This window comes from Pseudomonas sp. C2.3V (assembly GCF_058536325.1).
In genome coordinates this window covers 3,528,468-3,540,150 of record NZ_JBZUBN010000001.1, presented here as the reverse complement: position 1 = coordinate 3,540,150, position 11,683 = coordinate 3,528,468, and the positions used below count along the sequence as shown (strand labels likewise).

Here is an 11,683-nt window from a genome sequence, read left to right as displayed (position 1 = left end):
TGAAAACACCGCTTCACTCCTTATGAACGACACGCGTTGACGCTCGGTTCAGGCAATCAACCTTAATTGATAGGGGATACTGGCAAGGGCCTGCACGAGTGGTTATACCGTCCTGTCCTGAAGCATACCTGTCTCCAGCCAAGGCGGCTGGAGACAGACAAAGAGGTTAGAAGTGATAGGTCGCACGGGTGAACAGCGTGCGGCCAAGTGGGTCGGTGTAGCGGGGGTCGTAGCCGCTCTGGAAGGTGTATGCCTGGTTCGAGAAGGGCGGGTCGCGATCGAACAGGTTCTTCACGCCTACGTCGATGTCCAGAGATTTGCTCCAGGTGTAACCGGCTGAGAGATCCCATACAGAGTAGGACGACACTCGGTTATGGGTTTCCGGATCGTAATCGCGGTAGCCCGTCTGGAAGCGGTTGGTTAAAGAGGCACGGTACGGACCCTTGCTCCAACTGCCGGTCAGAGAGTGTTTCCAGCGAGAAATAACACCGATACCCTGGAAGTCACCTACGTTGTCAAAGTAAGCACCGTTGATGGTTTCCTGATAGTCATATCGATCAACGTAAGTACCCTGCATGGATAAGCCAAAGTTGCCGTAGGCGGTTGCAGGGAATCGGTAATCCAGTGTTACGTCTATGCCGCTAGTCTTGACCTTACCCAAGTTAGCCAAACCAGTTTGGATATACTGAAGCGAGCCATCCGGATTGCGAATGTAGCGATCAGCATAGCTATCTGGGTTGTCAAATACAGAGGACTCTGGAAATTCGGCGATCTGATCGGAAATCTTGATCCAATAAAAGTCCAAGCCTACTGATAAATTACGGACTGGCTGGTAAACAAAGCCCAACGTCACGTTACGCGCTTTCTCTGGCGAGAGATCTTCGTTGCCGCCAGTACGGTTGCGGAACTGCTGGCTACAATCGCGACCAGGGTTGGCACCGGCAATAGGCGTACCACCCGGACAGAGGCGTGGATCATCATAAAAGCCAGATGTGAAGGTCGTGTAGTTAGGGTTATACAGCTCGTATAGTGAAGGTGCACGGAAGCCTTCGCTATAGGCACCACGAACAACCAGTTCACGAATCGGTTGGAAGCGGAAGCTGTATTTCGGATTGGTTGTGCTACCTACATCGCTGTATTTATCGTGACGAATAGCTGCGCCTAGTTCTAGTGATTCCAGAACGGGAACGTTAATCTCGGCATACTGAGCCTTGACGTTACGATCACCTGAAACGCTGGAGTCAGGGTCAACCCCCAGGCTGTCAACCAAACCTGCAAATGGCTCGACGTCGCTATGGAATTCTTCTTTACGGAATTCACCTCCAAGTGCTAGACCTACAGGGCCTGCTCCGAACCAATCACCGATTTCACGACTGATGCGTCCATCAATCGCTTTTACGCGACCTACGGCCGTCTGGTAGTCGCCATGTACGCCAGCGTTATTAATGAAGTTAATCCCCCCCTGAGTTTGCTCTCCAAAAGGGTTAAGGATGCCATTAGCTATGCCTTCGGTAACCAAATCATCATTTAGATAGCCGCCACGTAGGCTGCTGATAACCTTATTTTCATTGTAGGAGGTACCAATGTTGTAATCCCAGCCTCCGACGTTACCGTCAAATGTCAGCTGCAGACGTTGGCTGGTGTTCTGATCCTTTTGGATACGCGCACCGGCTGCCGACTCTCGCCAGTTCACATCAACAGGCTGAGTCGGGTCGAGAGCAAAGCCAGGAGTCAGCGGCGTGATGCCATTGCCAGGATAAAAGGCTGTACCCGGATTCACTGAGATATCAGTGAGTGGTGCAGGCGCAATAGTGGTGGTATTGTCATTGCGAGCCCAGAAGTAATCCACGCTGGCAGTTTGATCTTCCGCCCACTTAGTAGAAGCCTTACCGAAGAAAGATGTTTTTTCAGTCTCTGGAACGGCATCGATGTAGTTTCGTGTGCTGAATCGGCAAGTTCCAGTACCAGGGTTGATCTGGTTTGGCCCATTGCAACCGGCAGTAGCCAAGGGGTTAGTGTAGTTGCCGTTCTGACCATAGTTAGCCGGATAGGTCGTACCAGAGGTACTATTCAATCCACGTCCAGGCTCGTAGTCCTTGGTAAAGGAGCGATCCGCCGCTGAAAGATTATTCTGCTTGTCGTAGTTGAAAACACCAAAGACATTAAAATTATCATTGTCCAGGTCACCAAAACCCCAACTACCGTCAAAGGACCGGCTTTCACCTCCGCCAGAGTGAGTAGGGCTATCAAAGCTGGCGCTAACCTGTCCTTCGGTAATACTTTTTTTGGTAATAAAGTTGATTACGCCACCGATGGCATCGGTACCGTACAATGCAGAGGCGCCGTCACGCAGAATTTCCACGCGGTCAATAGCAGCAAAGGGAATAGTATTCAGGTCAACGGCTGATGCATCGATGGCGTTGTTGGCCAGACGTCGTCCGTTAAGCAGAATCAGCGTCTTGTTGGAGCCAATGCCACGCAAGTCGGCAAATGAGGCTCCCCCTGTGCTAGAGCCTACCGATTGGCTAGAGCTCTGGGTAGACTGACTGGCAACGATGCGTGTTAGCAGCTCTTCAGTCGTGTTAACGCCTTCTTTCCTCAATTGCTCCGAGCGTAGGATTGTCACAGGGACAGCGGTTTCTGCATCTACGCGACGTACCGCTGTACCGGTGACTTCCACTCTTTCGAGTTGCGTTGTTCCTGCCGCAGCGGTAGGTGCTACGGCTGGAGCAGCAACAGCAGCTGCGGTCGAATCAGGCGCTTCCTCTTCCGTCGCCTGCTGCGCATGGACCAACGGTGCTACGCCAAGGGCCAGGCACAACGGTATGAATCGATACCGATGTACGGCCGCGACGAGCGGAGTGGGAGCAAACGGTTTGGCTATATCTCTCATCATCACTCTTTCATCCCCAAAGGTGAGGCGTTGTTTGTGTGGCTTTATGGGCCGCCTGCGCGCCGGTGGGTTGTGCCTTCCCGGGCGATTTCTCTTTTTTGAAGCAGCCGTTCCCCAACCCGCTTACGCAAGCGCAAGCGGGACGGCTGTACAGCGGGGGATCTAGCGGGAGGTCATGACCGCGATGCGGGTGATTCCCGAACGTTCAATGGACGCCATGGCCTTGGCGACCTGTCCATAATTCACGCCTTCATCGGCTTGCAGCCGGACGCGCACTTCCGGGTCCTTGGCTTTCACATCCTTGAGGCTGGTCTCCAGGAGTTCGGGTTGCAGCTCGGACTTGTCCAGATAGAACTTGCCGTCCTTGTCTACACTGACGATCACCGGGTCCTTCTGCTCGGCCGGAGCGACGGCGTCGGTCTTGGGCAGGTTGACCTTGATGGCATTGGTCATCAGCGGCGCCGTCACGATAAACACCACGAGCAGTACCAGCATCACATCCACCAGGGGCGTGACGTTCATCTCGCTCAGTACTTCATCGCTGTCTTGGGTTGAAAAGGACATTAGCTAGCCTCCCTCATGTCAGCGGCAGTGTGGGATATCGGCTGGCGGGTCACCACAAAGGCGCTGCGCTGGGCCAGGCTGTCGAAGTCGTGGGCGAAGTCTTCCATCAGGGCGGCGGCCAGCTTCAGGCGACGCAGGAAGAAGTTGTAGACCAGCACCGCAGGAACCGCGACGGCAATCCCCACACCGGTCGCGATCAGGGCATGACCGATAGGGCCTGCCACGGTTTCAAGGCTGGCAGAGCCGGAAGCGCCGATGCTCTGCAGGGCTTCCATGATGCCCCATACGGTGCCGAACAGACCGATGAAGGGCGAGGTACTGCCGATACTGGCCAGAATCGCCAGGCCACTTTCCAATGCACGCCGCTCCTTCTGGATCTGCTGGCGCAGGTTGCGTTCAAGGCGATCCGATCGGTTGATGGTCTGGGCCAGCTGCTGGGTATTCTTGGGGGACTCGGTGGTGACCAGTGCGGCAAAGCCGCTGTTGGCGATACGGGCTAGAGCGCCTGGGTATTGCGCAGAATGCTCGGCGGCAGTGAGCAGATCCGGCGCCGCCCAGAAGGCTTTCTGGAAGCGCTTGTTCTCGCCTTTCTGCTTGGTGAACTGGATACCCTTGATGAGCAGGATCGCCCAGGTCACTACGGAAAACAGAATCAGCGCCCAAAGTACGCCGGGAACAATCAAGGAAGTCAGTGAGCTGTTCATATCGTTACCCTCGTAAATCGTCTTGTCGGTACAAGCGGCCGTTGGTTATTGAGGCAGCTTGAAATCAATGGTCTGTGTGGCGAAGCCTTCGATAGGCGTATCGCCGCGCTTGGCCGGTATGAATTTCCAGCCGCGTACTGCTTCTACCGCTGCATCATCCAGCTGCTTCTTGCCACTGGACTTGGTCACGTCCACGCTGCCGGCTCGCCCATTGGGCAGAACACGAATACGCAGGGTGACACTGCCTTCCCAACCCCGGCGCAACGCCAGCGAGGGGTATTCAGGCGGCGGATTACCCAGGCTGGCGAGACCTGAAACCGCAGCGGTTTCCTTGACCGGCGCCGGTGGGGCGGGCGGTGCAGGCGGCGCTTTGGGAGCCGGTGGCGCAGGGGTTGGCTGCGGCGCGGGTGGCGCAGGCGGTGTAGGCTTTTGCACGGGCTTAGGCTTGGGCTTGGGTTTTTCAACCGGCTTGGGCTTTGGCTTCTCGGGCTTGGGCGGTGGCTTGACGGCATTCTCGTCCACCGGCGGCGGCGCAGGCTCCTCGACCTTGGGCGGTTCGGGCTCAGGCGGCGGTGGAGGAGGAGGAGGCGGGGGCGGAGGTGGCTCCGGCGCAGGCGGCGTAGGGCTAGAAAATTCCACGACCATTTCGGGGATCTTGGGTGGTGTTTCCAGTTGTTCAGCCGGCGCGTTATTGATGTACCACCAGATACCGCCATGAAGCAGAAGAGATAACCCTGCCAATAGCGATAAGTCTCGACGCGATACACTACGTAACGAAGAACGGTTCGGTTTGAACGGTATATCTAATACCTGAGTTTGGCTCGCCTTATTGGTATGAAGCCCTCCGGCTTCAACTTTAGTAACAGCATTACCCATCAAACGTCCTCTGCATTAAATCGACAACACGAAGCCATCGAGCCAATAAAGGCCCGCTCCAAGTAACAGCGCGTCGTAATTAGTTAGGACGTTGCTTACGTTGTAGTATTGGCTGCATCAGTCGAACAGGGCTTTTGGCCCTTAGTTACCAAAAGTGCGTTCAGCACATTGAGGCAATCCGATAAGTACGGCGTTGTTGTTTTCATCTTAATTCCCAGCGGGTTGGTGAGAATCATCAACGTCTTTTACTGAGCAATGCATGTGCCAATGTAACGAAAATTTATCAAATTTCTGAATGGCTGCTGAATGGTCGCAAAATTGGAGCATTTATACGGTCAAGCGACTTTTTGGGGTCAGCTTAGATACATTTTTTGTTGTGTAACTGCACTGTTTGTGTGCGGTCATCTCTTTTTTAGAGCAGGCAGGGTGAGACTAAACTGAAGCCATTTAATAACTCATTAAATATTTTATAAGTTGATGATAAGTGTCCTTGATATGACTGGTTGGTCATTAAATTTTGTTCATCAAATTGCAAGTATTCCGCATCGTTTGATAACTAATTAAAATAAATAGTGATGAGGTTATAAACGAACCGTGCCTTAGCTAAGGCACGGTTAAGCGGAAGGAAAGCCTGCAGGACGTGTTACTTTACCGAGGCGACTTCATCCTCGGTCGCTGTGATTTCCACACCAAAGCTACCATTTGCCTGATGGGCCCAAAGGTTGGCGTAGGCACCTTTCCTGGCCAGGAGCTCATGGTGGCTGCCGTCTTCGATAATTCGCCCCTTATCCATCACCAGGATTCGATCCAAGTGGGCAATGGTGGATAGACGATGTGCAACGACCAGAACGGTCTTATTGCCCATGATTTCATCAAGGCTGTTTTGAATAAGGCGCTCCGTCTCCGAATCAAGACTGGATGTCGCTTCATCCATAATGAGAATCGGAGCGTTTTTTATCAGTACCCGGGCAATGGCGATACGTTGCCGTTGGCCGCCGGAGAGTTTAACGCCACGCTCACCTACCAATGCTTCATAACCCTGCTCCATGTGTTTAATGAAATCATGGGCATGTGCACGGCGTGCCGCTATTTCAATATCATCCTGTTTGGCTTTTTCTTTTCCATATCCGATGTTTTCACTCAACGTGCGATGAAATAAACCAGGCTCCTGGGGAATAAGACCTACTTGTCGGTAAAGCGACTCATATGTCATGTCGCGTATTTCAATGCCGTCAATTCGAATATTGCCCTCTTGCGGTTCATATAGGCGAAGTAACAAATTTAATAATGTGGACTTTCCTGAGCCGGAATACCCTACTATCCCCACGCGTTGTCCGGCCGGTATTTTGAGTGAGAAGTTTTGGAGTATAGGGCGGGTGGCCGAATATCCAAACGTCACATTTTCAAGCTCAATATCGCCGCGCTCGATTTTTATGTCCTGTGCCGTTTCTCGGTCCGGGTATTCATGGGGTTTTATTAAGGTATCGACACTGTTCTGAATATTGCCGCTCGACTCAAAAAAGTGCAGGAACTGATAACTTAGGTATTTGGCGTTGGCCACGATCAATAAGCCAAGGCTGGCGACCATGACGAACTGAGCGACATCGATTCGGTTTATGTGCCAAAGATACAAGGCCAGAATGATCAGACCCAGCCGCAGAACTAAAGCCATGGCATCCTGAAACCAGCGCACCCGTTCCATGAAGAAGAATGAGCGACGGGCCGCCTGCTTTTCCCGGGAAAGATAACGGTCCAGGTACTGCCGCTCATACTGGTTTCTGGCAAAAAGCCGAACGCTGCTCAGGTTGGTGACAGCATCGACTACTTTGCCGGAGGTGGTGCTGCGTGCTTCAGAATGGGCATGGGCAAACACCTGAGCACGTCTGGCCATCTGGTAAGAGGCCGTGACATAAATGAGCATCCAGGCCAAAAGGCTCAGGCTCAACCAGACGGACGCCGTAGCCAGCAACAACAGCGAGCCGATGAGTGTCACCGCAATCGGCATAAGCTCCACCACGGCCATATAGTTGATTTCGAGCAGTCCCACGCTGGCTTCACTGATGCGCTGGGACAGACTGCCAGCAAACCGTTCGCTGAAATAGCGGTGGGAGTGCTGTTGCAGATAGGCGAAAAGATCGCCGGTGACCCGGCGTTTCTGCATCGGCCGCACAATGATCATGCAGATACTCATGGTGCGTGAGAACAGCATTTCACCTAATGCCAATCCGGCCAGCAGCAGAAGGTAGGGCAGGCAGGCCTCCAGTACATCGGTGCTGCTCCAAAGTCCCTGGCTGACAGCGCCGGTGATTTCACCGATGGCATAGGGAATCAGTGTGGTACAGGCCGCTGCACAGAGTTGCAGCAGAACGATGGCTATATTCCAGCCAGGATACAGCCGGTTGTAATGCCAGATAAACGCCCGCGGCGTGCCGGGTGGAATCGTCAGGGGTTCAGCGGGATCGTCAGACATCGGATAGTCCTGGCTAAGTCGAAAGATCAGCAACAATCACAGCGAAAACGGCCCGGTTACCTGCTATGGGAGGAGGCGACCGGGCAAAGCGGGGATAAGCTAGAGCGTGAGCGTGAATCGGCTGGTCAAAACGCCGGGCAACAGGGTTGAGTCGGTATGTCGCTGACCGTAGGTGCTGTCGCTGACGCACAGGTCGCGCCGTTGGGTCACGGCTTCCAGGCTGGAGCCCAGGAAATTGAAGACGCTGTCATCAAAGCGCATCGTACTGACTGGCGCGACGATCTCTCCATTTTCTACCCAGAAACAGGCAAAGCGCGTCATGCCGGTCAGACGAGCCACGGTGATATCCGAATAATTCAGGTACCAGAGATTGCCGATATACAGCCCGGTATCCAGGGTTTTCAGAATGGCGTCATCAGCCAGATCCCCAGCTTTCATCACCAGCGATTGTGAGCTTTCGCCATTGCCGACGCCGTTCTGCGTCAGACCGTACTCACGTGCACTGCGCGGGCTGACGAGCTGGCCAACCATCCTGCCAGCCTCGACGAGCGGCTGGTCCTGCCGTTGGAACCCGGCCGGGGTGAACGCAGGAGCCAGTGAGCCAGATGCCTGCTCCGTCCAGCTTACCAATGGGCTGAGCAGCATGTGTTCACTGTGCAGTTTTTGCAGTGCACTCCGCTTGGTTGCCAGTTGCCGGGCAGAAAAGCTGCCCCAGTTCAGCAGGCCTACCACCTCGTTCAAGGCCGCTGGAGCAAGGTATGCACGATACTCACCGGGCGAAAGCTGCCGGATTGGCTTGTTGAAGTGCGCAAGCTGACGCTGGGCGCTGTCCATCTGTGCGGCCACCTGTTCGCGATCCCAGGAAGTGCCGGCATACATGGATTTGACGGCATTGCCCTGCGGCTCGAAGAGGCTCCTGTCAAAGGTGCAGCTGCTGGCTTCGTGCCAACCCAGGCTGCCCCATGAGCTGGCAAAGCCGCGATAGACAGGGCCGCCGGCATAAAAGCCTACAAGGTCCTGAGCACCCGCCAGTGTGCTGACCTGCTCGGCGATTTCCTCTGCTGACGCAAGATTACCCGACTGAATGTTTTCACTGCGCCAGGGGCTGGTGTCCATCAGCAAATAGGGATCTGCCGGCAGGGCCGCCACGAGTTTGCGCAATGAAGCCAGCGCATCCTGCAGGGCGCTGCGATCGGCCGCAGGGTTACCTGATAGCGTTACTTTGAAGCTGGCATGGCGCTCACCCTGGATCAGCTTGAGCGTTGCCTCCGCCTGTTGAACATGGCCGGCCTGTCGGACCTTGGCATGGTTGAGGCGGATAAAATCGGATGCTTCAGCGCTGTACCAGAGCGTGAAGTGTTCTTCAGCTGATACAGCGGTACGCAACCAGTCCACTAGGGCTGCGAAGACATCGGCCGGCTTTTCGGTGGAGGCGAGTGGGGTTATAGGCATCAGGCTTCTCCTCCGAATACATCGACGTGGCTGAACACACAGGCGGGACTCGCATGGCCGACCCGAATAGCCTGGTTGGGCTCACCCTTGCCACAATGGGTGGTACCCATGACTTCGCGCGTCGAGGCATCGCCCACTGCCGACAGGCTACGCCAGAACTGAGCGGAAACGCCGCGGTAGTTGGGATTCTTCACAACATGGGTAAGCTGCCCATTCTCGATCATCTGCCCCCATTCGCAGCCAAACTGGAATTTGTTACGTGCGTCGTCAATGGACCAGGAGCGGTTGCTGGCCATGAGCACGCCCCGCTCGATCCTGGCGATCAGCTGCGCAAGGGACTGGTCGCCATTCTCAACGTTCAGGTTGGCCATCCGGTCGATGGGAGGGCGGTTCCAGCTGCAGGCCCGGCTGTTTGCGACGCCTGCCATGCCACTGCGTCGCTGTGAAAGTGCACCCCCCAAGGGTCGCTTGAGAATACCGCCTTCAATCAACAACGCCTTACGCGCCGGGCTGCCGTCATCGTCATGGCTGTAGCTGGCAATCTCTTCGGGAATGTCGGGATCGAAGCTTACGTTGAGCAGCTCGGAGCCGTACCGGTAATTTCCGAACATGTCGGGTGTGACAAAGCTCGTTCCCGCATAGTTACGCTCATCGCCCAGGATGCGATCCAGCTCCAGCGGATGACCGATGGACTCATGAATCTGGAGGATCATCTGATCAGGCATCAGCAGCAGATCAAGCGTCTCATTGGGTGTGTTCGGCGCGAGCAGCAATTGCAGCGCCTCATCGGCCAGGCGCGGTGCGCAGCCGATCAACCCGATGCGCTCCACCGCTTCCCGACCGCCTTGCTGACCCAAGCGGCCAAAGCCGAGGGTACGGGTCTGTGTATCGGTGCCGTCATAGGCGGTAACGTGCATGTCGGGGAAGAGAAACCGCTGGGCCTGCCGTACGCAGGCGCCGTGGTTGTTCAGGTAGATCTGCTCGGTCTCGACAATGTTGAGCTGGGCGGACCAATCCACGAAGCGCTCGTTGCCCGGAACGGAAGCAGACTCCGCCGCCAGGATGTCGAGCCATTCGCGGGTATCGGGAAAGGCCTTGTCCAGGTTGGGCGAAAGGTAATCCGCCCTGGCCGTGGCCACCGGCATATCGGTAAAGTCGATCAGGCTATGCCGGGCCAGTACCTGGGCATACTGCTCGGCCTGCTTGAGGGCTTTTTGAAGACCCGCTACGGTGAGGTCCGAGGTTGCTGCATAGGTCTCGATCCCATCCAGGCGAACATAGACCATTGCGCCTTCGTCCCTCTGGAAGAAGGGCGGATCGATGACATTTCGGGTGACGCTCAAGGCATGGGTGGTTTCGCTGACATAACGCAGGGACCAGGTGTCAGCGCGACTGTGAAGTAAGGCGAAGCGTTGTTGCAAAGACGCAGTCACATCGAACATAGCGAGGGTATTCCTCATATCCGAAGCGCCCGGGTACAGACCTTTTGAGTCTCTACCGTGCACTTGTCTGGACTCGTTCAAGTCCGCCAAAACAGAAAAGGAACCGTGTTGGTGCCTGATCCGCTCCTTTTGTTGTTCTCATCCAAGAGAGCTGGGGTCTATGAAAAAGTTGTGCCAGGTTTAATCAAGGCAAAATGCCTGTATGCCTTGGTTTAGACGGGATCGAGCTGTTTCAGCAATGCTGAGGGGAAAGAATAGACGGGTCGGGGAGGGAACGGTATGAAACTACCATGAAAGGACTGGACGCAGCGTGGCCTGCGTCCAGCAGTGGGATCAGGGCTGTCCCACGTGGATGACGATCTTGCCTACTGTACGGCCGGATTCGCTTGCCTCATGGGCCTTGGCAATGTCCTTTAGTGCGAACTCGGCCGACACGACCGGGCGCAGATGACCGCTGTCTGCCAGACGTGCTAGCTCCTGCAGGATCTCGGCATTGGGCTCGATGAAGATAAACGCACTGCGGACATTGTGGGCCTTGGCCTTTTCTTCCGACGGCGGTGCAATGATGGAAACCAGAATGCCGCCAGGCTTGAGCACGCTAAACGATGCTTCCTGCACCTCGCCGCCCAGGGTATCGAAAACCAGATCGGCGTCTTTTACGATCTCCTGGAACTTCTGGCTCTTGTAGTCGATGACCTGATCAGCACCCAGGGATTCGACAAGCTTGCGGTTCTTTTCGGAGCAGGTGGCAATCACCTGAGCGCCGCGCCATTTGGCCAGCTGTACAGCCAGTGTGCCGACGCCGCCTGAGGCCGCATGAATCAGTACCTTCTGACCCGGCTGGGTCTGGCCCACATGCACGATGGCTTCCCAAGCCGTGATACCGGCCAGGGGCAGGGAGGCGGAATCGGCATGGGACAGCGTCTTGGGTTTGCAGGCCACTTCGCTTTCGCGCACCGCGATGTATTCGGCGTAGGTGCCATTGCGCTTGATGTCCGGGCGGGAATAGACCGCATCGCCTTTCTTGACGCGAGTAACGCTCGCACCGACTTCTTCAACGATGCCGGAAACGTCCCAGCCCAGGGTCACAGGCAGGTCGTAGGGCAGCATGTCCTTCAGATAACCCTGGCGGATTTTCCAATCGACGGGATTGACCGAGGAAGCCACCACACGAATCAATACATCGTCGGGGTTCAGGGTCGGCTTTTCCACGTCAGTATAGGTAAGGACACTGGCATCGCCATAGGAGTGAATCTGAACAGCTTTCATCGAATTCTCCATG

The 11,683-nt window shown here is 55.3% G+C and carries 8 protein-coding genes; all 8 read right to left on the bottom strand.

The genetic code is table 11. From position 1 onward, the window contains the following. Nucleotides 1–166 precede the first annotated feature (166 nt). Entirely contained in the window at nt 167–2,896 is a 2,730-nt protein-coding gene (locus AC4LF3_RS16850) for a TonB-dependent receptor (RefSeq protein ID WP_491835926.1), read from the bottom strand. Between the two features lie 159 nt (nt 2,897–3,055). After that, the gene (locus tag AC4LF3_RS16845; protein ID WP_010795766.1) at nt 3,056–3,457 is read right to left on the bottom strand and encodes an ExbD/TolR family protein; all 402 of its coding nucleotides are present in this window, start codon (nt 3,455–3,457) and stop codon (nt 3,056–3,058) included. Then, a complete protein-coding gene (locus AC4LF3_RS16840) occupies nt 3,457–4,161 on the bottom strand; it encodes a MotA/TolQ/ExbB proton channel family protein (protein ID WP_019367444.1) in 705 nt (234 codons plus the stop codon). Before AC4LF3_RS16840 ends, AC4LF3_RS16845 begins: the two co-directional genes overlap by 1 nt. Nucleotides 4,162–4,206: 45 nt before the next feature. Further along, nucleotides 4,207–5,037 carry an energy transducer TonB gene (locus AC4LF3_RS16835; RefSeq protein ID WP_150346617.1) on the bottom strand — a complete coding sequence of 277 codons (831 nt, stop codon included), beginning with the start codon at nt 5,035–5,037 and terminating at the stop codon, nt 4,207–4,209. Nucleotides 5,038–5,680: 643 nt separating this feature from the next. Next, nucleotides 5,681–7,507 carry an ABC transporter ATP-binding protein gene (locus AC4LF3_RS16830; protein ID WP_491835924.1) on the bottom strand — a complete coding sequence of 609 codons (1,827 nt, stop codon included), beginning with the start codon at nt 7,505–7,507 and terminating at the stop codon, nt 5,681–5,683. Nucleotides 7,508–7,606: 99 nt separating this feature from the next. Next, complete coding sequence (locus tag AC4LF3_RS16825) at nt 7,607–8,959, bottom strand: TldD/PmbA family protein (protein WP_491835922.1); 1,353 nt, start codon at nt 8,957–8,959, stop codon at nt 7,607–7,609. Next, on the bottom strand, nt 8,959–10,401 hold the full coding sequence (locus tag AC4LF3_RS16820) for a TldD/PmbA family protein (protein WP_491835920.1): 1,443 nt from the start codon (nt 10,399–10,401) through the stop codon (nt 8,959–8,961). Before AC4LF3_RS16820 ends, AC4LF3_RS16825 begins: the two co-directional genes overlap by 1 nt. 333 nt (nt 10,402–10,734) lie before the next feature. After that, on the bottom strand, nt 10,735–11,670 hold the full coding sequence (locus AC4LF3_RS16815) for an NADP-dependent oxidoreductase (protein WP_491835918.1): 936 nt from the start codon (nt 11,668–11,670) through the stop codon (nt 10,735–10,737). Nucleotides 11,671–11,683 lie beyond the last annotated feature (13 nt).

What these genes read in the sequence shown, in the direction of transcription:
- AC4LF3_RS16825 (WP_491835922.1), bottom strand. Translation starts at nt 8,959, where the DNA reads ATGCCTATAACCCCACTCGCCTCCACCGAAAAGCCGGCCGATGTCTTC.
- AC4LF3_RS16815 (WP_491835918.1), bottom strand. Translation starts at nt 11,670, where the DNA reads ATGAAAGCTGTTCAGATTCACTCCTATGGCGATGCCAGTGTCCTTACC.
- AC4LF3_RS16820 (WP_491835920.1), bottom strand. Translation starts at nt 10,401, where the DNA reads ATGTTCGATGTGACTGCGTCTTTGCAACAACGCTTCGCCTTACTTCAC.
- AC4LF3_RS16840 (WP_019367444.1), bottom strand. Translation starts at nt 4,161, where the DNA reads ATGAACAGCTCACTGACTTCCTTGATTGTTCCCGGCGTACTTTGGGCG.
- AC4LF3_RS16850 (WP_491835926.1), bottom strand. Translation starts at nt 2,896, where the DNA reads ATGATGAGAGATATAGCCAAACCGTTTGCTCCCACTCCGCTCGTCGCG.
- AC4LF3_RS16835 (WP_150346617.1), bottom strand. Translation starts at nt 5,037, where the DNA reads ATGGGTAATGCTGTTACTAAAGTTGAAGCCGGAGGGCTTCATACCAAT.
- AC4LF3_RS16830 (WP_491835924.1), bottom strand. Translation starts at nt 7,507, where the DNA reads ATGTCTGACGATCCCGCTGAACCCCTGACGATTCCACCCGGCACGCCG.
- AC4LF3_RS16845 (WP_010795766.1), bottom strand. Translation starts at nt 3,457, where the DNA reads ATGTCCTTTTCAACCCAAGACAGCGATGAAGTACTGAGCGAGATGAAC.